The following is a 23,515-nucleotide window of genomic DNA, read 5'->3' on the forward strand; positions in this document are numbered from 1 at the left end:
TTCAATTAGCCCTTCAAAAGAAGGGCCAATTTCTGGATAGCTGATTGACTGACACTCTGGTAAATCCAAATGATCAACAACCCTATGCTGAGAGACTTATCTAGGTTAGATAATGAGAGTCTTCGCTATTTTTGCCGTTCCTTAGACTCGGTCGTTCGTATACAGATGATCAGGAACCTTGATAGAGAACAAAGTCGAGTAAAAGCTGCCCAGTGTAGTACTACTCCAAAAAACTACTTCGAATATGAATCATCCATAGCTCGAGTTCATTCCGAGCTTAAAACTGCTCAAAAGAGATCAAATAGGCGGAGTAAAATTATGTTTATTGGAATGGCAATATTGCTGATTAGGATGTTGAGGTGATGGGGTACTGCGCGGTGACTTACTGATAACCTTTATATATCAATAAATAATGAGAAGAGCCCTCAGTTTGAGGGCTCTCAGATTGCTGACGAACCCCGCTTTTTCAAGCGGGGTTCTTTTTTCGGAGCGGCCGTAGGCCGCGATCGCGATATTTTTTGTTAGATAGCGTTCTGAAGTGAGTAAGGCTTAAATCGGCATACAGAGGCTAGTATTTGACTTATTTCTGCCTTATTTAGGCCCATTTTTCGCAGATAGCTCACCACCAACGCTATCTTCTTGATGTTTTGAGCGGCAGCGGCTAACCAACATTGCATTTGCACTTTTGCGAGACCGCGGTAGCGCGCGTAACGGTGGCCATGGTGTTGTTTTGCATCGGCGAAGCTTCGTTCTACTGTTTCACTTCGCCTCCGATACGTCTTCTTTCCGTAGCTAGAGAGTCGCATTTGATTGGCTCGCTCCACCGTCTCACTATAAAGGTGACGCGTTATGACCTTCTGCATATTTTCACTCTTAGTACAGTCGTCCCGAACGGGGCAAAACGCACATTGTTTCGGGTCTGAAGCGTATGAGCGATAGCCTGCGCGTGTTGTGGTTTTATAGATAAGTTCTTGCCCTTCTGGACAGCGATAGGTATCGGTCTCTTTTTGGTATTTGAAGTCTTTCTTCTTAAATTTGTTCTTAGTTCTTGATGGGCGGCGATACCCGAACACACCTAATATACTGCGGCGCTCGAGTGATTCAGCAACAGGCGCAGTGAAGTAACCTGCATCGATACCAACTGCGATAGGATTGAGGTTGAACTGCTCTAGTGTGTGATCGAGACGACGGATATAGGGCTGTGAGTCATTCACATTCCCCGGTGTTGCGTATGTGTCTACGATGATACCGTGCTTACCATCCACGGTTCGGTGGTCAAGATAGAAGAAGCCTTGAGGCTTATTGTCTCGTGTCATAAAGCCACTTTCAGGGTCGGTGGTGCTGACTTTAGTGTTTTTGACGTCTGTCTTTGGTGGCGTCTCTTTGAATGGATTTTTACCTTCAGATTCTCGGTCTGCAGCCACATCTTCATTCAGCATATCAAGATAAGCGCCTGCACTAACTGGACGCAGACGATTCATGTGCTTGTTCTTGTTAGCATTGGCTTTAAGGTGTGTACTGTCAGTGAAGAGCTCCTGTCCTGCGACTAAGCCTTTCTCCATCGCTTGAAGCACTATGTTGTTGAAGATGTGCTCAAAGACGTCAGTACCATTGAAGCGTCGAATTCGGTTCTGGCTTAACGTCGAAGCATGGATAACTTTTTCGGTCAGTGACATTCGTAAGAACCAACGATAAGCGACGTTCACTTCAATTTCTTTGACCAGTTGGCGCTCACTTTTGATGCCGAATAGGTAGCCAAGCAGAATGATTTTGAATAAACGCACAGGGTCTACGGGTGGGCGGCCATTATCTTTGCAGTATAGATGTGCCACTTCGTCTCTGATGAACTCGAAGTCGATGGCATTATCAATTTTACGAACGAGATGATTCTGTGGAACGAGCTGTTCCATGGTTACCATTTCGAGTTCGTATTGCTGAGGAGAAGGTTTTTGAAGCATATCGGAGTATCCATATTTCGATACTCCTATTAGATCAAAGGTCTAGCTTGAAAGCTAGACCTTTGTCAGCAGTCTGAGAGCCCTCAGTTTGAGGGCTCTTTTGGGTTTTAGCGTTACTTTTTCACTGGCGTATAACCATACTCTTCTATCAATAGCTGACCTTCTTTTGAAAGCACATACTTAATGAATTTGTCAGCATCGTCATCGATGTCGTCTTTCTTATGCAGCAGTAAGAATGGGCGAGCCAATTTGTACTTACCTTCTGAGATATTCTTGGTGTTAGCTTCCACACCTTCGAAGGTAATCGCTTTTACCGAGCGATCGACGGAACCCTCTGAGATAAAACCAATTGCATGTGGGTTGTGGTTCACGATGGTTTTCACCATGCTGTTGCTGTTAACAACTAAGTTGGTTGGGTTGATGTCTGAAACGGTCCTGTCGTTAATCACGCGTGTTAAACCAAGCAGACTTTCAAAACTTGCGCGTGTGCCCGAAGAAGCCTCACGAGTCACTACGGCAATTTTTTGGTCAGGGCCGCCAATCTGTTTCCAGTTGGTGATCTTGCCTTTGTAGATATCAAACAGTTGCTCGCGACTCACGTTCTGGACTGGGTTCGCTAAGTTAACCACCACCGCGAGACCGTCATAAGCAATGGGAAACACTTCAAGTGATTCGTTGTTTTCTTGAACTGTTAAGAAACGGCTACTCATACCTATATCTGTTGCGCCTTTTTCCAGCAAAGTAATGCCAGCAGTCGAGCCAATCCCTTGCACTGCTACGAAGGAATCTGAGTTTTGGTTGTTGTATTGTTCTGCTAATACATCCATCACACGAGCGACAGAGGTCGAACCGGATACGTTCACTTCTTCTGCTTGAACGTGAGCAATGCAAGTAATTGAGAGTAGGGTGGCTAGCGCAATGCGAAGCATAGGGAAACTCCAAGTAAAGTACGAATTTGCCACATCATATTTCGTTAGTGTGACAGTTTTGTGAACCGGGTTTGCTTGTGGTGGAGTTATCTCTCAAATGCATCGATTTGGCTTATGCAACGCTAACAAAGTGGTCAAAAAGCAGTTATATTAAAGGTAATAATCGAGAGGAAGGGTGTATGACGTTAATTCAAATGTCGCAGTGTCGCCTAGAGCGGTGTGCAGAAATTGTTTGTAGTAACCGAAACCGTAGTATGCCCGTAGAGCTTGGCAAGTCTCAGTTTGAAATGTTGGAACATGGCGTTGTGTTCTCTAAAGCTCATTACTTGCTCGATTCAAAATCATCAAGCTACACCAGCGCCGTCGCGAAAGTTTTGCTCGATACTCATGATAATCAATGGCTACTGTATGTTCCTGATGAACAAGATGGTGAAGTGTGGATACCGTACCCGTTTCTCGGCAAGAGTTCAGATTTAACAGCAGTCATGCGTGAAATTGAGAAAGATCCGAAGGCGTACTTTTGGTAATGATGTTATTTAGTTAGTTTTATTGACATAAAAAATGGGAGCCAAAGGCTCCCATTTTTACGTTAACACACTGATTTTCAATGAATTACTTTTGCACTTCTTCAGTGCTAGCTTCAGCTTCCACTGGTGCTTCTGCAAACACTTCAACAGGCTTAGCAACAAGACTACGTGTTTCTTGGTTAACGTCAGCCAATACTACTTTCAGAGTATCGCCCAAGCGGTAAACCACTTCTTTGTCGATAGCGACAGTGCCTGTTTCGTTGTTGCTTTCGATACGTTCTTTGTTCGCAACGATAAGTGGGTTTGGAATAAACACGCCTGCGCCGTTTTCAAGAAGGCGAGCACGCATACCAGCACGGTTAATGTCGAAGATCTCTGCAGTAAACTCAGTACCGGCTTTTGGCTCATTTTCTAGCGTACGAGCATACAACCAGTCACCTACCGTACGCTCAGCAATCTTGTGATGCTTGCGGTGGATAGCCAGTTCTTCGCCCAATTCGTCATCTGGCTTTTGCACTGGCTCATTGCCAAGAATAAGCGCCTTAAGAAGACGGTGGTTAACCATGTCGCCGTACTTACGAATAGGCGATGTCCATGTAGCGTAAACGTCTAGACCCATTGCGAAGTGAGCATCAGGTTGGTTACTGATTTCACTGTACGCTTGGTACTTGCGAATGCGGTTATCTAGGTAGCTAGATTCCAGTGCACCTAAGTCACGACGAAGCGCTGCGAAACCTTCAAGTGTCGATAGAGATTCTGCTGTGTAAGCTGCTTCTTCTTTATCTTGGTTTACGAGTTCTACCACGTCTTTTAGCTTCTCAGCTTTAAAGCCAAGGTGGGTATTAAAGACACCATAACCAAACGCTTTACTTAACGCACGGCCGGCACAGATGTTCGCAGTGATCATCGACTCTTCAACCAAGCGGTTCGCTGTACGACGCATGTCAGCATGGATTGCCACTACATCGTTATCTTCGCTAAGTTCGAAGCGATAGTCTGGACGGTCTGGGAATACAACAGCGTGTGTTTCGCGCCAAGTCGCACGTGCTTGTGCAAATTCGCTTAGCTCACGTACAACGGTAGCAATTTCTTCAGAAGGCTGCCATTTGTCACTGCTGCCGTTTTCTAGCCAGTCAGACACATGATCATACGCGAGGCGAGCGTGTGATTTAATGCTGGCTGCGAAGAAGCGAATGTCATCACCGATCACGCCGTCAGCGTCAACGGTAACTTGGCAGCAAATCGCTGGACGTACTTCGTTTTCAATTAATGAACACAGGTCGTCAGCCAAATCACGTGGCAACATTGGGATGTTGCGACCAGGAAGATAGATAGTAAAACCACGCTCGCGCGCCACTTTGTCCATATTATCTTCTGGAGTGATGTAAGCGGTTGGGTCTGCGATAGCGATGGTCAGTTCAAATTGACCGTTGTCGTTTTTCTTAACGTAGAGAGCGTCGTCCATATCTTTGGTCGATTCACCATCGATAGTGACAAATGGCATCTCGGTAAGGTCAACGCGTTCTAGTGCTGCGTCATCTTTGATGTCCCACTGCTCAAGACCTTCTGGCTCAGTATTCGGCAAGTCGTTCTGCGCCAGTGTTACCCACCATGGTGCGATCTTGTCGTCAGCGTCTGTGATTTTCTCTGTGATTTCTGCAAAGAAGCCGTTGTCACCTTTCAATGGGTGGCGAATCAGTTGGGCAACAATCCAGTCACCTTCTTTTAGATCGTCAGACTTAAGACCTTTGGTCGTTTTCGCCTTTAGCGTTAGCTTTTTAAGCTGAGGATGATCTGGAGTAACGTTCAGTTTGCCTTTAAATAGCTTAACGCGACCAATAAAGCGCGTAACGGCTTGTTCGACTAGCTCTTGTGGCTCTGCCACTTCACGCTCTTTTTCCGTACGGATAATCGCAACGACTTTGTCGCCGTGCATACATTTCTTCATGTATGGAGGCGGAATAAAGAAGCTGTTCTTGGCATCGACTTCAAGGAAGCCAAAGCCTTTCTCAGTAGCCTTGATGGTACCTTCTTTTTTAGGAAGGTTTTCTTGGATTTGCTGCTTAAGTTGAGCGAGTAACGGATTGTCTTGGAACATGTAGTGTTTGTTAACCTTTGCTTAAGAGAAGCGAATATTGCGCTGGATTCTATCATTGGAAAGGAATGCCGTCACACACAAGTTATGGCAATTCGACGATCTTATCGCGAAGAGAACGAGTGAAAGAAATGAGCGTAAACACCAATGTGCTTAGTTTGTAGGCGGGAAGTGTGTCAATTTGACTATGCTTTATACAGATTTTTGCTAGATAGGAGAAAATTGTGATGTATTTCAATTTTTTCTGGCTTTTTTTGTGCTTTTAGGGAATAATCCGCCTCCTTGTTTACGTCCCTAGCGGCTTGATGCGATTTGCTACTTTTCCGCATCTGAATGGAATCAGCTCTTAATCGATTGTTTTTAGAGACAATCTGGATCAGTTTGGAATTGGTAGAGCTCGTGGGACCTAGTTATTAATCTAAGAATGGGATCCCAATGACAGATTCTACTATCCAGTTTAGCGATTTAGCGCTGAACGACGCAATCCTTTCTGCTCTTGACGGAATGGGTTTTGTTTCTCCTACTCCTATCCAGGCTGCAGCTATTCCTCACCTTCTAGAAGGTAAAGATGCGCTAGGTAAAGCACAAACCGGTACTGGTAAAACAGCGGCTTTCTCTCTTCCTCTACTTAACAAGCTAGATCTTGGTCAACGTAAGCCACAGGCTGTTGTTCTTGCACCAACTCGCGAACTTGCGATTCAGGTTGCTGCTGAAGTTAAGAACCTTGGTAAAAATGTTGCTGGTCTTAAAGTTCTAGAGATCTACGGTGGTGCATCTATCGTTGATCAAATGCGTGCGCTTAAATCTGGTGCTCACATCGTTGTTGGTACTCCAGGCCGTGTTCAAGACCTTATCAACCGTGACCGTCTACACCTAGACGAAGTACACACGTTTGTTCTTGATGAAGCAGATGAAATGCTAAACATGGGCTTTGTTGACGACGTAACAGAGATCATGGAGCACGCTCCAGAAACTGCACAGCGCGTACTGTTCTCTGCAACAATGCCTCCAATGCTTAAGAAGATCGTTGATCGTTTCTTGCGTGAGCCAGAGTACATCGACGTTGCTGGTAAAAACCACACTGTTGACAAAGTAGAGCAGCAGTTCTGGGTTGTTAAAGGTGTAGAAAAAGACGAAGCAATGTCTCGTCTTCTAGAAACAGAAGAAACTGACGCGTCAATCGTATTCGTACGTACTCGTCAAGACACTGAGCGTCTTGCAGACTGGCTATCAGCGCGCGGCTTCAAAGCAGCAGCACTTCACGGTGACATTCCTCAGTCTCTACGTGAGCGCACTGTTGATCACATTAAACAAGGTGTTATCGACATCCTAGTTGCGACTGACGTTGTTGCACGTGGCCTAGACGTTCCACGTATTACACACGTATTCAACTACGACATCCCATTCGATGTTGAGTCTTACATCCACCGTATCGGCCGTACTGGTCGTGCTGGACGTAAAGGTAAAGCGATCCTTCTTGTTCGCACAAACCAAATCCGTATGCTTCGCACTATCGAGCGCGTAACTAAGTCTTCAATGGAAGAAATCCAACTTCCTCTACGTGACAAGGTTGCAGAAGCTCGTCTAGTTAAACTTGGTGAAGAGCTAGCTCAAGAAACTGAGCACAAGTCACTTGATAAGTTTGCTGAGCTTGTTGAGAAGCTACAAGAAACTCTAGAAATTGACGCAGCAACTCTAGCGGCAATTCTACTTAAGCGCCAGCAGGGGAAACGTCCACTGTTCTACATTGGTGAAGACCCAATGATTGCTGCTATCGAGCGTGACAAGCAGCGTCGTAAAGAGCGCCGTGAAAACCGCGATCGCGACGGTGGTCGTGATGGTGGCCGTAACTTCAACACTCAAGACTGGGATACATACCAGCTTCAAGTGGGTCGCGAGCAAGGCGTTCAAGTTAAAGACATCGTTGGCGCACTAGCAAACGAGCTAGGTCTAACTAAAGGTTCTATCGGTGCTATCAAGCTAGACCGTGAATCAACTTACGTTCAGCTTCCAAAAGCAATGACTTCAGATGTTGCTGGTAAGCTACAGAAACTACGTATCCGTCAAAAAGAAGCGGGTGCAGTAGTGGTTGATTTCAATGACTTCCGTGAGCCTCGTGGTCGTCGTGACGGCGGTCGTCGCGATGGTGGCGGCTACCGTGGTAACCGCGATGGCAACCGTGATGGCGGTGGCTACCGTGGCAACCGTGACGGTAACCGTGAAGGCGGTCGTGGCCGTGGTCGTGATGGCGAGCGTCGTTTTGACCGTAACCGTGGTGGCGATCACCGTGGAAGCCACCGTGGCGAGCGTTCTTTCTCACGCAACCGTCGTGATGAAGCTTAATTAAAGTTGAGCACTCAAAAATAGTTGAAAGCCGAGCGTAAGCTCGGCTTTTTTGTATCTGTGCTAAGCAGCCTGTCTCTGAGGCTACTATAATCAAGGGATGCAATCGATTAAATTCAACTCATGAATTAAATCCTAGTTTGATCATTATCAATAAATATCATTTTGATACATTCAAAACCTTAAAAGAAAGTTGAATGATTCAAAAAATATTGAATAATACAAATCAATGTAAGGAAGTCGTCTTCCATCCATGCTCAATAACAGGATAATCCCCCCAATGTCGAATTCGTTTGTTCTTGTCATCAACTCTGGTAGCTCATCGCTAAAGTTTGCAGTGATTGATTCTCAAACTGGTGAAGCTGTACTGTCTGGTCTCGGTGAGTGTTTCGGTCTTCCAGAGTCTCGTATGAGCTGGAAATTCAATGGTGAAAAAACTGAAATCGCAATCGAAGGCGATGACAGCCACCACAAAATTGCCATCGGTAAACTCGTTGGCCTTACAGATGAGCTAGGCCTGCAAGAGAGCATTGTTGCAGTCGGTCACCGTATTGTTCACGGTGGTGAGAAATTCACTCAAACTGTACGAATCAACGAAGAAGTGACTGCTGAAATTGAAAAGCTGGCTGATCTTGCGCCGCTTCATAACCCAGCTGGAGCTATCGGCATTCGCGCTGCAATGGAAGCTTTCCCGTCACTGCCGCAATTCGCTGTATTCGACACTGCGTTCCACCAGTCTATGCCTAAACGCGCGTACACGGGCGCTATCGCGAATGAGCTATATACCGACTACGGTATCCGTCGCTACGGCTTCCACGGCACGAGTCACTACTTCGTGAGCCGTGAAGCAGCGAAGATGATTAACAAGCCTGTAGAGCAAGCAAGCTTCATCTCTGTCCACCTTGGTAACGGCGCATCAGTATGTGCGATTAACAACGGTGAGTCTGTAGACACGTCGATGGGCTTTACACCGCTATCTGGTCTTATGATGGGCACACGTTGTGGTGACCTCGATCCAGGCATCATTGAGTACCTTCTTAAGAAAGGTTGGTCACAAGACAAAGTGTTCAATGCGCTTAACAAGGAGTCTGGCTTCCTGGGTGTGTCTGGTCTAACGAGCGATGCTCGTGGCATTCTAGAGGCAATGGAGCAGGGTCACGAAGGTGCAGCGCTGGCATTCCAAGTATTTACTTACCGTGTATCTAAGTACATTGCATCCTACCTAGCGGCCCTAGATTCATTCGACGGTATCATCTTTACTGGTGGTATCGGTGAAAACTCTATGCCAATTCGCCGCGAGATCTTAAACAACCTGAAACTTCTTGGCTTTAAAGAAGACGTGAAAGGCAACGAAGACGCTCGCTTTGGTAACGCAGGCGTTATCGCGAAATCTGAGATGCTAAATGCAGTGGCGATGGTTATCCCAACTAATGAAGAGTTTGTGATTGCACAGCAGTCGGTGGAACTTCTGTAGTAAGTTTTATCTTTCAGTGTAAAAAGCGAGCCTATATGGCTCGCTTTTTTATTGCGTGCAGTAGATTAGAGCACTGACGTTGTTGAGTGTGCGGTAAACAAATGAACCTACATGCTACTTAGTTTTCTGAGCTTACTGGGTGACATACCAAACCAACGTTTACATGCTCGGCAGAGATTCGCTCCATCACTAAAACTAAGCCACTCGGCAACACTCGAAAAGGGCAGTACTGTCATGGTGACGTAGTGGTAGCAGACCAGCATCGAAACTTCGTCTTTCATCTGAGTTAACGTCTTGTTGTGCTTCGCTAACCGCCGTTTCATAGTTGCAACACTGCAATGGTGTTGATTCGCGATGTTAGGTAACGTGAGTTGCTGATCGCGCAGCGATAATAGTTGATAAATGGAACGATAAATATCCGAGAGAAACTGGTTACTACTTTGGTCATCTTGTTCAGTCCAAGACTGGAACAGTGAGGTTATTAACGGCGATGGCGCCCCCGTTGGCCTTGCCCAATCTTCGGCAGACAATTGAATGTATGTTTGCTTGGCATCGAAGTTTATATCGACAGAAAACACCGTTGTGAGCTCTAGGCGATTGCCGGACTCCGGGGCCTGTATGCTGACTCTTTGTGCTTTCAATGGAGCGCCAGTTAATTGCAATAATAGTTGCCAGCAAGCCACAAGCGCATCTTCGTACTGCCAAGGTTGGGTTTGCTCTTGTTGTTGAAAGTCGATGAATAGAGTGCCAGAGGTTTCACAGAGCCTGATCTTTAAAATGGCTTCTAATTGAGGTGTATACAAAGAGAGTAAACGAATGGCGCTGGAAAGATTAGGTGAACTTTGTAATGCAATGTTGAAGCTACCGAAACTCTCGATTGAAAATAACTTCCCCAATGCAAAGCCGGCTTCACAATGGCCTTCACGTATCAATGATTCTATTGATTCTCGTTGCAAGGTTTTAAGCCTAGCGATGTCAACACTCTGATTTTCAATAAGTAACTGATCAATCTCTACGCTTACGGCATTGACGACTTTAAACTGCCGGAACAGCTTCCTGAGATTCATTAATATGTCTTGGTTGTAGTCGCCAGCTGTGACGATCGGCCCAACGAAATTCGCCATATCCATGAAAAGTTCCCCCACACAATGAGCTATGAAGACAAATGTATCACAGGTTGCTTGCCAGGGTTACTATAGAGAAAACCAACACCATGGTTGTCGAATATGAAGGCTGCCTGATGGTCAGCCGTTAGTAAGCCAAGGCCGAATATTGGGAAGCAGCAGTTAGGTCTCTTGCGCAGCCACTTTGTGCGCAGCGCTTAATCCCATTTGATACCCAGCTTCAAGCTTGTCCTTGTTTGTCGTTAGCCTGCCCACTGCAAAGCTATCTTCGGGTGTAATCACTTTGATTGTGCAATCCTTTGGAGGATTGTTAATGAATGCCATCGTTTGGTTGTATTGCTCGGCACGATTAATCATAGCCTCCGCGAGTTTGGGTGTGTTTCTCATCAGCCGGCGGAGTATCCATGGTGCCTTTGGGGGACGCTTTATATAGCCTTGCTTTTGAGACAGGATTACTGTGATGACTCTTGCCCCTTTTTTGTATGCCTCAACAACTGGGATAGAGTCAGCCACTCCGCCATCAATCATTTTTCGACCTTCGTAACTGATAGGGGTTCGATAGGCAACGGGCAGTGAACAAGATGCCTTGAGTATGCTTTCTAAATTACTTTCAGTGCCTAATGTATAGACAGGGGCACCCGTAGTGACATCGGTGGTCACAATATGGAAGGGAATAGATTGCTTGCTAAAGGTTTGCATATCATAGGGGTAGTGCAATGCAATATGATCCCAGAGCCAGTCGAGATCTAACCAATGCCCACCTCTCGCAAACTTACCAAAGTTGATAAACTCAGGACGACAAGAGTAGTCGGCAATGATGGTATAGGTTCGTCCACGCTGATTTGATAGCCAAGAAGCGATGTTGGTTGCGCCTGCAGACACACCAATACAGAAATCAAATGGGTTGTAGTTATGATCGATAAAGCCGTCCAAAACCCCAGCCGCAAATATGCCTCGCATCGCGCCGCCTTCAACGACCAAAGCGTGTTTTGGTTTGAGTGTCATTTAAATTTGATTCCTTTACTCTTTTTACGGTATCCCTGAATCCTAAGTTTTCGCCAAGTTCTTGGTCAGCTGTCTAGGTTCTCAGATGTAACATATCAAAAATTGGGTGATTTGCTCTATTAAAATCCGTTTCTGTCGATATGACAAGTAAGTCGACTTGTCGCTATGATCCCGCTAATGCCCAGTCTTGACTCCACACCCTGCGCGGCTAAGCTTATGATGTTCAAGTAACAAATCGATTAATTAGTGAATCTGATACCAAACGGAGCGGTTATGTCCTTTGCCCCTATCGCAAACAATGTTAGTGAACTCATCGGTAACACCGACTTAGTTCGAATCAATAGTCTTTCCGAAATATCCGGCTGTGACATTCTCCTTAAATGCGAGCATCAAAACCCTGGAGGCTCGATAAAAGATAGGGCGGCGCTTCAGCTCGTGAAAGATGCGATTGATAGTGGCGAGCTCAAGCCGGGCATGACGATTGTCGAGGGGACTGCGGGTAATACCGGTATTGGATTGGCATTGGTGGCCAAGTCAATGGGTTATAAAATGCTGGTGGTTATGCCAAAAGGGCAAGCGCAAGAAAAAGAGCGTATGGTTGCTTTGCATGGTGCAGACCTGCTGTTGGTCGACCCTTGCCCTTTTTCAAACCCGGATCATTTTTACCATACCGCTAAGCGTATTGGTGCTGAGCACGACGACTATTGGTGGGCCAATCAATTCGAGAACTTGAGCAACTACCGAGCTCACTATTTGCATACTGGCCCGGAAATCTGGCAGCAAACCGAGGGTAAGATTGATGCTCTTGTTACGGTGGCTGGGACGGGTGGAACCATTGCGGGTAACTCTCATTATTTATCCCAGCAAAAGCCAAGCTGTAAAACCTGGTTAGTCGACCCTGATGGTTCGGGTATTTATTTATTTCTGAAGTCTGGGCAGTATCAGTCAAGTGGCAGTTCCTTCACGGAAGGCATTGGTATCATGCGAGAAGTGGAGAACTTCAGGCAGGCCAAAATCAATCATGCTATCACTTTGCCGGATCAGGACTTGGTAACGATATCGCGCCTAGTTTCCGAGCACGACGGTATTTTATTAGGCAGTAGCTCTGCACTAAATGTAGCTGGGGCTCTCTATGCAGCCGCAAGAATGGGTAAGGGAAAGACTATTGTTACCTTCAGCTGCGATCTGGCTGAGCGTTCGTACTCCAAGTTATACAATGAAGCGTTTTTGAAGGATAAGGAAATTGAGCTTAACAAAGAGACTCTGGCTGAACTATGGTCTCGCTACCAGTCGGAAGATGGCAGTATGGTGGTTGACGTCTAACTCTTAGAAACGTGCAGCAACTATTAACCGGTAATTGATGCCGGTTAAGCGGTCACTTTGCCAGTTAAGTACTGCGCTCGGAATTGGGATGGCGTTATCCCTTTAACGCCTTTGAACTGTCGGTTAAAGTTCGAGACGTTATTAAACCCTGATAACTCTGCAATCGATGCCACAGGCATATCGCCATTGACCAACATCTCACACGCTTTCCCAATCCGAAACCTTTTTAGGTGTTCACTAAAATTTTCCAGAAAGTGACGCTCAAACAATCGATAGGCGGAGCTCTCACTGATGTGTAATGCTTGGCACAAATCGCCGACTTTTATTGGTTCGGCGTAGTGTTGCTCGATAAAACGTCGAGCCAGTTCGACACGCCTTGTTGATTCATGATCGTCAATATGCTGCATTCCATAAGGCGTAATCGACAGTGCTTGCGCATTTTCATCATCGACTAATGCACTGAGTGCGCGTAGCACCCTGATAAGCTGATGGTGCGTCTCATACTGCTCTAAATGGCGTAGCTGTTCATAAATAAACTCTGCGGTCTCTGCGCTAAAGGTTAAGCCACAGGCCGCTTTGGCAAGTATTCGCTTTAAGTGCCTGAACTCAGGAAGCGTTTCAATGAGTGATTCTATCCATTGGTGTCGAAACCAGAGAATTAGGGTGCTGTGCTCTGGTTGCTGACAATTTTTGATTGAGCCCGTCACCATATGAGGCAGGCCGGGCCCGTATAAAAGTAAACAGTTGTGGTGAATATCATTCACGGAATCGCCAGCAAAATAGTGACCAGAGACCTGCTTTTGAGGATCTCGATACAACACCAGCTCATACTCAGAATGGTAATGCCAAGTGCAGGTGCGCTGTGCGCTACCACTGTGACAATAAAACTCTTTAACCGACCAATTAAAGTCGTTTTCACTTAGCACGTTTTCTATCAGCGGCTTCACGCTCTGTCGTCCTTACTCTCGTCCTTGAATTGTCATCAGAATAAGAAAGTTAGCCGATTCAGTCAAAACCAATTCATTAAATGAATGAAAAGTATCAACAATCGACGGATTGCCATTAATGATTTAAGAGGAGTGACCGTAAACTAACGACTATACCGAATGAGTAAAACGGCTAAGCGAGGGGAGCGCGCTATGTTTAAAACCAAAGAATCCATCATTTTTTTGATAATGACCTTTGTCGCTGGGATATGTGGGTCATTTTTCTATCCACTTTCTAGTCTGTTTGTTATTGAAGCGCTGGGCGCAAGCCCAACCATGCTCAGTGTTTACATGATTGCTTCATTTCTCTCGGCCGTTATTGTGTCGCAATACATCGCGATGAAGTCTGATCAAGGTTGGGATAGAAAACACATACTGCTGGTTGCGCTTGGTTGCTACTTAATTACGGTGCTGGGTTTTAGCTTTACTCGTAACTATTATCTCGCGGTGGGTTTTGCCGTCGTGTTTGGTAGTGTGAGTGGTGCTATTTTTGGCCAGTTGTTCGCTTTAGGGCGAGAGTATGCCGATGAGCATATTAAGGACAGCGCCAGCTTTCTTTCAATTATGCGAGCAGGAACGGCGATTGCTTGGGTAGTCGGCCCTCCTATGGCATTCACGTTAAAAGCTCATTTTGGCTATAGCGCTTCGTTTTTAATTGCAGCTTTCGCAACGTTAGTCGCTATGGTGCTTGCCGCGCTCTATTTGCCAAACAGTATCGTTAAACCACAAACGTCAGAACCCAAGCCTCGTGCGCCGATTGGAAGTAAGGTACCGCTTTTTTGTCTTGCGTTGATATTGATGTTCTGTGCCAACAATCTCTATATCGTCAGTATGCCCCTTTACTTATCACAGGAGCTAAACGTTGATGCCAGTTGGGTGGGCTATATGTTTGGTATGGCAGCACTGTGCGAATTGCCAATCATGATAAAAGCAGGGCGCATGGCGATAAAGTTTGGGACCATGAAGCTGCTACTTATTTCTTTAGTTAGTGGTACCGCATTCTATCTCGTCATGCTCAATGTTACCCAGATTTGGCAATTACTCGCCGCGCAAATCCTCAATGGTATTTTCATTGGTATTACCGCCACTCTCGGCATGGTAGCGTTGCAGGATATGATGAAAGAGCGTTTAGGTACGGCATCAACGCTGTTCACCAGTCTGCTACAAATTAGCATGTTGTTGGCGAGTCTTTCCGTTGGTGTGGTCGGGGAGCTGTATAGCTATTTCGACGCTTTCTATGTCTGTTTAGTTTGTGCAGCAGGTTCACTATTATTATTGGTGTACTTTGCTGCTCAAGAGAGTGGGAACGCAACACAAAGTTCTGTTCTACAGTAGGTGGAATAGTAAACAAACAATCAGATTGTTAGTTTTGGTTGAAGTACAAGATGTGTTGCCTAATTTAAATGGTATGCGAGAAGAGATTGCTAACTTTTTTGTGAAGCTCTATAGTTCTTCCACTTTCTTGACTCACTTGTTATTCGCATTGGTCAAGCATCTACCCGAAGCAGTTTGCTTCGGGTTTTTTCTTTATATTCCTGGACGTTACCTAAATAAATAGCCGCATATAAATTCGATCTTTGTAGCAAATTTGAACATGTTTCTTATCTAGCCATTTCCCTAATTCGTATTTGAGAGAGCAATCACAGCAAACCATTGTGATTCCATATTATTGTTTTTACAAAATAGAGCTTTTACTCTAATTTCATTTTAAATATGGAAGGAAACTGCAATGAAAAAGGTAATGAAGTTACTCAGTGTAGCGGTGATTTTGGTATCGCCATTCGCACACGCTCACGGCATTCATGACGGGCTATCAGTTTCGTTATTGAATGGTTTTTTCCACCCTTTCCTCGGGCTGGATCATCTGTTGATCTTGCTTGCCATGGGTATAGCTAGCCAAATGTCTTGCTTTGAAAAGTTAAAAGGCGGGTTATTTATCCTAGCGGCTCTTTGCATGATGGGGGCTGGCTTTGTATTTGGACTTTGGTGGGAGGCCCGCAGTGTGATGGAAGCCTTGATACTAGGCTCAGTTTTCGTCGCCGGGTTTGCTGTCTGGAAGCTTAACTCGGGCTCTTGGCTGGCAAAAGCACTTGTGACAACTTCATTGTTAGCGGTTTCCATCCATGGCTGGGCTCACGGCGTTGAAGTGGGTCATGCGTCTCTAGCTACATTTGCCATTGGGATGTTGATGGGGTCGGTCGTCATCATGGTACTAGGGAGTCAATTGGTGAAGTTGGTGTCGTCACAAAAATTGGCAGCAGCTATTGTGAGTTGTGGTGTTTTGATTGGCGTTATTGGCTAGAGGGGAAGGGTGATGTCAGATTTCAAAGTAATGGAAATTAAAGAGAGTGTGTTTGAAAACAATGATCGTCAAGCAGACTTGTTGAGGGACTCTCTAAAAGCACGCAAGCTGTTCCTTCTCAATCTAATGTCGTCTCCAGGATCCGGTAAAACCACGACCTTGGTTCAAACCTTAGAGCAAATCAAACATGACGTTCGTGTTGGTGTCATGGAAGCGGATATCGACTCGGATGTTGATGCTCATACTATCGCAAAGCAAGGCGTTAAAGTTATTCAGGTTCATACAGGTGGCATGTGTCACTTAGACGCTGATATGACCGCACAAGGCTTGGAGGGACTGCAAGCCGATGAACTCGACTTAGTCATACTCGAAAATGTAGGCAACCTTGTTTGTCCAGCTGAGTTTGATACTGGGGCAGTAAAAAACGCGATGATTTTGAGTGTACCAGAGGGGGACGACAAGCCTCTCAAGTACCCACTGATGTTCTCGATCTGCGATGTGTTGCTAATTAATAAAATCGACACACTGGAGTATTTTGATTTCGATTTAGATGCGGTCATAGAGCGCGCCAAAGCACTTAATCCTGACATTCAAATCTTTGCCATCTCTGCCAAAACAGGCGCAGGTATAGCGGATTGGACTGGGTGGTTATGTCAGCAAGTGAGTGATTGGAATGCTAACTAAGGGGCAAGGCGATGGAACAGGTAGTTAAGCAGAAGGTAATCTCATACGCGAATAAAATCAGTATGGTCAAGGATGGGTCGAAGCGCGCTGTCACTGCCACGGACCCGGAGTACCGAATTTTTGAGCCCATCATGAGTGATGAAATGGCAGAGGTGGGACTGGCACTGGAATTAAAACAGCCACTGAGCGCAGTTGAGGTCGCCAAGAAATGTGGTAAATCTGTCGAAGTAACAGAGACTTTGCTTTGGGAACTCGCCGTAATAGGTGCGGCGTTCGTGAATAAAATCGATGGTGTTGACAAGTACTGGCATGACGTATGGGTGCCGGGCCATATGGAGATGGTGGTCAACAATAAGGCTCTTATTGAGCAATACCCGCAGCTTGGCAAAGCGTTTGATGACTTTGGTAAGAAGCGCGGCCCCATTGCTGCAGGTAATGTTCCCATTGGAAAAGGGCCGATGCGGGTTATTCCTATCGAAACCGCGATTAATGGGGATACTAGGAGCGCTTCTTATGAGGAGGTGTCTAAATACCTTGATGACAACCACGTGTTCTCGCTGTCCGATTGCGCATGTCGAGCATCACGTGAAGCTCAGGGGGAGGGCTGTGGGCATATCAAAGACGACATTTGTATCCAGATGGGGCATGCCGCTGAGTACTACATTCGCACTGGCAGAGGCAAAGAAATCTCCCGAGATGAGGCCAAAGCGGTACTGCGCAAAGCAGAAGAAAACGGCTTGATGCATCAAATCCCCAATTTTGACGGTTCAGGAGAGACGCACGCCATCTGCAATTGTTGCGGATGTGGCTGTTTTGCTTTGCGGTTGGCAGAGCAGTGGCAAAACCCCGACATGATTCGATCCAACTATGTGGTGAAGATTGATGAGACCAAATGTGTAGCGTGCGGAGAGTGTGTTGAGACCTGCCCAACCAACGCGCTCAGACTGGGGCAAAAGCTTTGTGCCACTCAGCCCAAAATCAAACCAGAACGAGAACTTCCATACACCAATGAGTGGGGAGACGATAAGTTTAATCCCGACTATCGTGTGAATCGTCAGGTCGCTAACGACGACGGTTCTGCACCGTGTAAAGCGGGCTGTCCTGCCCATATCGGTATACAGGGCTACATTAAATTAGCGTCGCAAGGTAGATACATTGAAGCTCTTGAGCTGATCAAGCAAGAAAACCCACTGCCGGCAGTTTGTGGCCGTATTTGTCCACGCAATTGTGAGTCTGAATGTACTCGCGGAGATATCGATGATCCTGTTGCCATCGATGACATTAAAAAATTTATCGCGCAGCAAGACTTAGATTCAGACACTCGTTATATCCCCACTAAGCGCCATAACTATACCGATAAGAAAATCGCGGTAGTAGGCAGCGGCCCTGCCGGTTTGTCATGTGCGTACTTCTTGGCAGTTGAAGGCTATAGCGTGACCGTATTTGAGAAGCAGCCTGCGCTGGGAGGTATGCTAACGCTTGGGATCCCTTCTTATCGCTTAGAAAAGAATGTGATAGAGGCGGAAATTGAGGTACTTAGAGAGCTAGGCGTCGAGTTTCGCACCGGTGTGAATGTCGGACACTCGGTCACGCTGGATCAGTTACGTCAGCAAGGCTATCGCGCGTTCTACTTAGCTATCGGTGCGCAGCAAGGCAAAGCACTGCCCATTGATGGGGCCAATGCAAAAGGCGTGATGACGGGCGTCGAGTTTCTTCGGGATATCAACCTTGGCCACCCCTCAACGATTGAGGGCAACATTGTGGTGATTGGCGGCGGGAATGTCGCAATTGATGTGGCGCGAACGGCTGTAAGAACGGAGGTCGAAGATGTTGCGATGTACTGCTTGGAAAGTCGAGCAACAATGCCCGCTCATGGAGAGGAAATCTCTGAGGCGCTAGATGAAGGCATCACAATCAACAACGGTTGGGGACCGTCACGTATCGTGAGCGAAGAAGGCAGGGTCGTTGGTGTGGTGTTCAAACGCTGTTTGTCGGTGATAGATGCCGAAGGGCGATTTTCCCCTGTGTTTGATGAGAGCGAAGTTCGCTATGTCAAAGCGGATCGTGTGTTGATTTCCGTCGGACAGGCAATTGATTGGGGCGAGCTATTAAACGGAAGTGATGTTTCAGTTTCGCCAAATCAACAAGTGCAGGCGGACGAAGTGACTTATCAAACGGCACAGCCAGATATTTTTGTCGGTGGTGACGCGTTAACAGGCCCAAGGTTTGCTATTGATGCGATTGCACAGGGGAAAGAGGGGGCGATTTCTATTCATCGTTATGTTCAACCAGGTCAAAGCCTGCGACTTGGCAGACTAGAGCGGGCTTATACTTCTTTTGATAAATCGAATGTGCAATTGGCGGGCTATGACACGGCGCCGCGTCAAACTTTACACCACGTGGATGGCGCTCAGTCTCGCACTACGTTTCGTGACTTGCGCGGTAATCTGACCGCTGAACAAGTACAAAAAGAAGCCGAGCGCTGCTTAGGCTGTGGCGTGGTAACTACGGATGATTTTATGTGCGTAGGCTGCGGCTCTTGTACAACCAAGTGTAAGTTTGGTGCCATCTCATTGGTGAGAGCGTATGACGCGGAAGGCAGTGAACTGCGTGACGCACGTAAGCAAATTATCAAGTATGCCATTAAGCGTAAAGTGAAAGTGACCATGTATAAACCAATCAAGAAAATCAAATCCTTGATGCCGATTGGATAGCATATTGGATAGGGTAGGTAAGCTAAATTCGCTGGCAATCGAACGGTTGCCAGCCGATAGGGAGGTGCCATGCATGAACTAGGAGTCGTCATTGAAGTGGTGAAAACGGTGCAGCGCTTTGCCAAGCAGCATCAGGTTACCGCCGTAGATACCATAGTGCTGCAAATAGGCGAGTTGTCATCGATGATCCCCAAGTACGTGGAGGCGTGTTATCCCGTCGCAGTGGACGGCACGGAACTGGAACAGACTAAGTTAGATATTGAGATCATTGAAGCGAATGCACGTTGCAGGGGGTGTGGGCAGGTTTTTGCGGTTTTGAAAAATCATTCCATTTGCCCTGAGTGCCAAAGTAAAGAATGGGGGCTTCTATCCGGTAAGGAGTTCAATATTAAACAAATATTGGCATGTTGAGCGTAGTGATGGTACAAAATGACAGTGTAACAAAGTGACGTTGTAAGGGAGTACTATGTCAAAAACGATCCTCAAAGGTCATATCGAGGTGCCGGAAGATGAGCTTTCTGTCGTGATAGAAGCGCTGCATCAACACAAAGCGCTGACCTATGCCGAACCGGGCTGTCTGGTGTTTACGGTAGAGCAAGATACTAATCAGCCAACCCGATTTAGTGTTTACGAAGAGTTCGTAAACAAAGCGGCATTCGAGTATCACCAAGCGCGCGTCGCCGATTCCGATTGGGGACGAGTGACGGTGAATGTAAAACGTTTCTACACGGTTTCTACTGAAGCGGAATAGTATTCGTTGCCTTGAAACTTCATTGGCCTTTTTTGAATTCAACTCACATTCTTAACCAAGGTTCTTGCTTGAGGTTCTGATCATCTCTCCTATACTGCTAACCACATGATATTAAAGGCTCAATTAAATCATGACTGAAGCCATTTTTAGTCATGAGGCTTGCGCAAGGATAGCAGGAGCAGATATGGCAGTATTGGATTGGAATACTGATTTAACGGTTAATGGTCAGCAACAGCAAAACCTGTTGGCCTTGTATCGAGAGGTAGACTGGTTAGCGCAAGTCATCGGGCAAGTTATTTGCAGTTACCTTAAGCAAGAAGGGCATGAGAAGCACTGGCTCGATATTGAGGCGCCACAGCTTAAACGTGGTGATAGTGTCTACGCCGATACGATTTTGGATTGGCGTTTAAACCAATTTGAAAGACTTGCACTTGCATTGGCAATGGCCCCTTCTATAAGGCCTGATGCGTTAGATTATTTTTTTGGTGTTAATGGCTTGATTGATAGGCCGTTTACTGAGTTTGGTGGTGTGGTAGACCGTACTCACAATGGGTTTGTGCCTACGGGACAAACGCTTAACTTTCTTCTTAGTGCCAATAATCCGGAATGGCGTCTTCACACTGCATCAATACTTTCCAGTAACCACAAACTCATGGCCGAACAAGTCATCGAGTTATTGCACGTCGATCCAGGCGCCCCAGCTTTGGCAGGCGTTTTTCACCTGTCTGAACAGTGGCTCAATTATTTTATCAGCGGGGAGCAACACCGCCCTGAGTTGAGTGCCAGTTTTCCAGCTCATCACCTTGATACGCCATTAGAGTGGGACGACTTAGTGTTGGAGTACTCGGTCATGTCCAAGATAGAGGAGTTGCGTGCATGGTTATCCCACGGCGATACGCTGATGCAAGAGTGGTCTTTGGCCAAGAAGGTAAAACCAGGCTATAGAGCGGTCTTTTTTGGCCCACCGGGTACCGGAAAAACACTGACGGCTGCTCTATTGGGCAAAGTGACAGGTCGAGAAGTGTATCGGGTCGACTTATCTATGGTGGTATCAAAGTATATTGGTGAAACGGAAAAGAACTTATCGAGAGTATTCGATGCTGCCAGTTACAAAGATTGGATTTTGTTTTTTGATGAGGGCGACGCTCTATTTGGAAAAAGAACCGAAGCGAGCAGTTCAAATGACCGTCATGCAAACCAACTAACGGGGTACCTATTGCAAAAAATAGAGGACTTTCCAGGGACTGTCATCGTAGCAACTAACCTAAAAAGTAACATGGATGAGGCCTTTACGCGTCGATTTCAGAATATGGTCTATTTTACGATCCCAGGACCAGAGGAGCGCTTATTGCTCTGGGAAAAAGCATTTAGCAATGTTTGCGATCTCGCGGATGATGTCAACCTCACGAGCATTGCTGAAGACTATGCAATAGCTGGTGGACAGGTCATCAACGTACTGCGTCAATGTGCGTTAACCGCTATTCGACGTGGAGAGAAAGTCGTGTATCACCAAGATATCATTGACAGTATTCGAACTGAGTTAAAGAAAGATAATAAGCTTGTCTAGGGTGAGAACATTAACTCAATAGTCATTTGGTTGCTTATTGGCTGAGAGCTTCTACACTTTTACTAACTCATTGTAATCGTTCGAGGTAATCACTGTGTTTACTGAGCAGGAGACGGCAAAAAAAAGCGCCATAAGTAAGTCCGTCCAACGCAAGCAAAATAGTAGCCCTTCTTTGGCTTTGGAAGATAATCGCGCTACGAGTGCATTGCAAAGAAAAGCAAACCAAACGGGACTGCCAGACAATCTAAAATCAGGCATGGAAAGCCTAAGTGGCATGAATCTCGACCACGTTAAAGTGCATTATAATTCCAGTAAACCCGCGACAGTGCAGGCTCATGCCTATGCACAAGGCAGTGACATTCATCTCGCATCCGGACAAGAGAAACACCTCCCTCATGAGTTAGGCCACGTTGTTCAGCAGATGCAAGGTCGGGTCAAACCGACGAAACAGCTAAAAGGAAAAACGCAGATTAATGACGATCCTGCGTTAGAAAAAGAGGCGGACGAATTAGGCGCCAAAGCACTTCAACGCCAGTCGTACGGTGTATCTTCAAAGCTGGGTGAAGGGAGCGCATCAGACAACAGCCCAATCCAGTGTTTTTCTTCGGCAGTTATTGGTGAAGCACATGGTGAAAAGAAAATAGAAGTAACAAGAACCACTAACCTGTTAGGGCGCTCAGGTTTTGGATGGGCGGTAAAAGTCGAACCGAGTAAGTTAGCCGCTGCATTGGTTGAGAGAAACCATTGGAATGCACCAGGGAGTTGGCGCACTTTAATGAAGACGAGTATGGAGGCCAGTGGCGACTTTAAGTCTGTTATGCAAAATGCCGAGAGCATTGCCAGCGGCAACTCACCCAGATGGGGGGCGGAGGATAACTTAATTGGGTATGGCAGCCACTCCGAAGGCGGAACCCGAGCACCGAAAGACACGAGAACTCATATCGAAGATCCCCAAGTACGTAATATGGCTGTCTTTCTTAGATCTATTGCCCTGTCTTCAGCACAACATAATATCACTGAAGCACAGGTCGATGCGCTTTACCCCAATGGGAGCGGGTTTGCGGTGCTGCAGCATTGTGGGTTGAATGAGGCTTCGGTACTTAAGTATGCCGATGCAACGCTTAAAGGGATATGGAATACAGAAAAAACAACGGGATTTTTAAGTAGAGTCGCGACCAACCCAACCAGTCCTCACGTTTTGGTACCCGGACCACAAGGCTTGGAGCAAGTATCTGCAAGGCAGCAGTGGGTCAGAACCACCACGAGCAATATTAACGATGGGTTAGGGCATATCCTCAACCAAACGCTCAATCATTTAGCGGCAAGGCTAGGGGCAGTTATGGCTGCGCCGGTGCACACTAACCCTCAATCGCAGCAACTTATTACGGATATTGCGGCGGCCAAATATCATGGTGGAGACCGAATTTTAGGAAGGATGCATGCGGTTGCTGCTTTAGCTCGCACACTGACACAGATATCCGGTATTCATACGCAGAACCAAGCATACAAAACGGCGAATCCAACTAAAGGATACAATGGTTACATAGTCGGAGATAGTCACCTTACGGATTTGCAACAAATCGCAAATATCCATAATGGGGCGGATAATCTCGCTGCAACCATCGGTGAAATTAATCCAATAAGACGAGCAAGTTATACAACATTAAGAAATGATGCCAAAGAAGCAGTCAAAGATGCCAAACGAACGGACACCTTGACGGTGAAGTAACCTC

General features: G+C 46.3%; 18 protein-coding genes. 12 read left to right on the forward strand and 6 right to left on the reverse strand.

The features are described 5' to 3' along the window. Positions 1-521: 521 nt before the first annotated feature. Positions 522-1,958, reverse strand: a complete 1,437-nt coding sequence (locus AAA946_RS18585) for an IS1182 family transposase (RefSeq protein WP_338166264.1) — start codon at positions 1,956-1,958, stop codon at positions 522-524. A gap of 113 nt (positions 1,959-2,071) precedes the next feature. Further along, the gene (locus AAA946_RS18590; protein WP_338166265.1) at positions 2,072-2,887 is read right to left on the reverse strand and encodes a phosphate ABC transporter substrate-binding protein; all 816 of its coding nucleotides are present in this window, start codon (positions 2,885-2,887) and stop codon (positions 2,072-2,074) included. Between the two features lie 179 nt (positions 2,888-3,066). Here AAA946_RS18590 and AAA946_RS18595 point away from each other — a divergent pair, with 179 nt between their 5' ends. Then, positions 3,067-3,414: a DUF3024 domain-containing protein gene (locus tag AAA946_RS18595; RefSeq protein WP_338166266.1), complete on the forward strand. Its 348-nt coding sequence runs from the start codon at positions 3,067-3,069 to the stop codon at positions 3,412-3,414. A gap of 85 nt (positions 3,415-3,499) precedes the next feature. Here AAA946_RS18595 and rnb read toward each other — a convergent pair whose 3' ends face one another. After that, entirely contained in the window at positions 3,500-5,512 is a 2,013-nt protein-coding gene (gene rnb / locus AAA946_RS18600) for an exoribonuclease II (RefSeq protein WP_338166267.1), read from the reverse strand. Between the two features lie 432 nt (positions 5,513-5,944). Between rnb and AAA946_RS18605 the strand changes: the two genes are divergently transcribed. Then, positions 5,945-7,852, forward strand: coding sequence for a DEAD/DEAH box helicase (locus AAA946_RS18605; protein ID WP_338166268.1), 1,908 nt, complete (start codon positions 5,945-5,947; stop codon positions 7,850-7,852). 280 nt (positions 7,853-8,132) lie between these two features. Next, positions 8,133-9,326 carry an acetate/propionate family kinase gene (locus AAA946_RS18610; protein WP_338166269.1) on the forward strand — a complete coding sequence of 398 codons (1,194 nt, stop codon included), beginning with the start codon at positions 8,133-8,135 and terminating at the stop codon, positions 9,324-9,326. A gap of 107 nt (positions 9,327-9,433) precedes the next feature. Here the strand turns inward: AAA946_RS18610 and AAA946_RS18615 are convergent, their stop codons facing one another. After that, positions 9,434-10,456, reverse strand: a complete 1,023-nt coding sequence (locus AAA946_RS18615; protein WP_338166270.1) for an AraC family transcriptional regulator — start codon at positions 10,454-10,456, stop codon at positions 9,434-9,436. A gap of 156 nt (positions 10,457-10,612) precedes the next feature. Next, complete coding sequence (locus AAA946_RS18620) at positions 10,613-11,455, reverse strand: patatin-like phospholipase family protein (protein ID WP_338166271.1); 843 nt, start codon at positions 11,453-11,455, stop codon at positions 10,613-10,615. Positions 11,456-11,728: 273 nt separating this feature from the next. Between AAA946_RS18620 and AAA946_RS18625 the strand changes: the two genes are divergently transcribed. After that, positions 11,729-12,778 (forward strand): cysteine synthase A, encoded by a 1,050-nt coding sequence (locus AAA946_RS18625; protein WP_338166272.1) that lies wholly within the window; start codon positions 11,729-11,731, stop codon positions 12,776-12,778. A 44-nt stretch (positions 12,779-12,822) separates the two neighbouring features. Here AAA946_RS18625 and AAA946_RS18630 read toward each other — a convergent pair whose 3' ends face one another. Further along, a complete protein-coding gene (locus AAA946_RS18630) occupies positions 12,823-13,725 on the reverse strand; it encodes an AraC family transcriptional regulator (RefSeq protein WP_338166273.1) in 903 nt (300 codons plus the stop codon). 192 nt (positions 13,726-13,917) lie between these two features. Here AAA946_RS18630 and AAA946_RS18635 point away from each other — a divergent pair, with 192 nt between their 5' ends. The 8 genes from AAA946_RS18635 (at position 13,918) to AAA946_RS18670 (ending at position 23,511) form a co-directional block, all read left to right on the forward strand. Further along, positions 13,918-15,099, forward strand: coding sequence for a sugar efflux transporter (locus AAA946_RS18635; RefSeq protein WP_338166274.1), 1,182 nt, complete (start codon positions 13,918-13,920; stop codon positions 15,097-15,099). A 394-nt stretch (positions 15,100-15,493) separates the two neighbouring features. After that, positions 15,494-16,066 (forward strand): HupE/UreJ family protein, encoded by a 573-nt coding sequence (locus AAA946_RS18640; RefSeq protein ID WP_338166275.1) that lies wholly within the window; start codon positions 15,494-15,496, stop codon positions 16,064-16,066. Positions 16,067-16,078: 12 nt separating this feature from the next. Then, positions 16,079-16,750 (forward strand): hydrogenase nickel incorporation protein HypB, encoded by a 672-nt coding sequence (gene hypB, locus AAA946_RS18645; protein WP_338166276.1) that lies wholly within the window; start codon positions 16,079-16,081, stop codon positions 16,748-16,750. Between the two features lie 11 nt (positions 16,751-16,761). After that, entirely contained in the window at positions 16,762-19,464 is a 2,703-nt protein-coding gene (locus tag AAA946_RS18650) for an FAD-dependent oxidoreductase (protein WP_338166277.1), read from the forward strand. Between the two features lie 69 nt (positions 19,465-19,533). Next, a complete protein-coding gene (locus AAA946_RS18655) occupies positions 19,534-19,875 on the forward strand; it encodes a hydrogenase maturation nickel metallochaperone HypA/HybF (protein ID WP_338166278.1) in 342 nt (113 codons plus the stop codon). 55 nt (positions 19,876-19,930) lie between these two features. Continuing rightward, positions 19,931-20,215 carry a putative quinol monooxygenase gene (locus AAA946_RS18660; RefSeq protein WP_338166279.1) on the forward strand — a complete coding sequence of 95 codons (285 nt, stop codon included), beginning with the start codon at positions 19,931-19,933 and terminating at the stop codon, positions 20,213-20,215. A gap of 184 nt (positions 20,216-20,399) precedes the next feature. Continuing rightward, complete coding sequence (locus AAA946_RS18665) at positions 20,400-21,782, forward strand: ATP-binding protein (RefSeq protein ID WP_338166280.1); 1,383 nt, start codon at positions 20,400-20,402, stop codon at positions 21,780-21,782. A 205-nt stretch (positions 21,783-21,987) separates the two neighbouring features. Beyond that, a complete protein-coding gene (locus AAA946_RS18670) occupies positions 21,988-23,511 on the forward strand; it encodes an eCIS core domain-containing protein (RefSeq protein ID WP_338166281.1) in 1,524 nt (507 codons plus the stop codon). The last annotated feature ends 4 nt before the right edge of the window (positions 23,512-23,515 follow it).

Source organism: Vibrio sp. 10N (genome assembly GCF_036245475.1).
GTDB lineage: Bacteria > Pseudomonadota > Gammaproteobacteria > Enterobacterales > Vibrionaceae > Vibrio.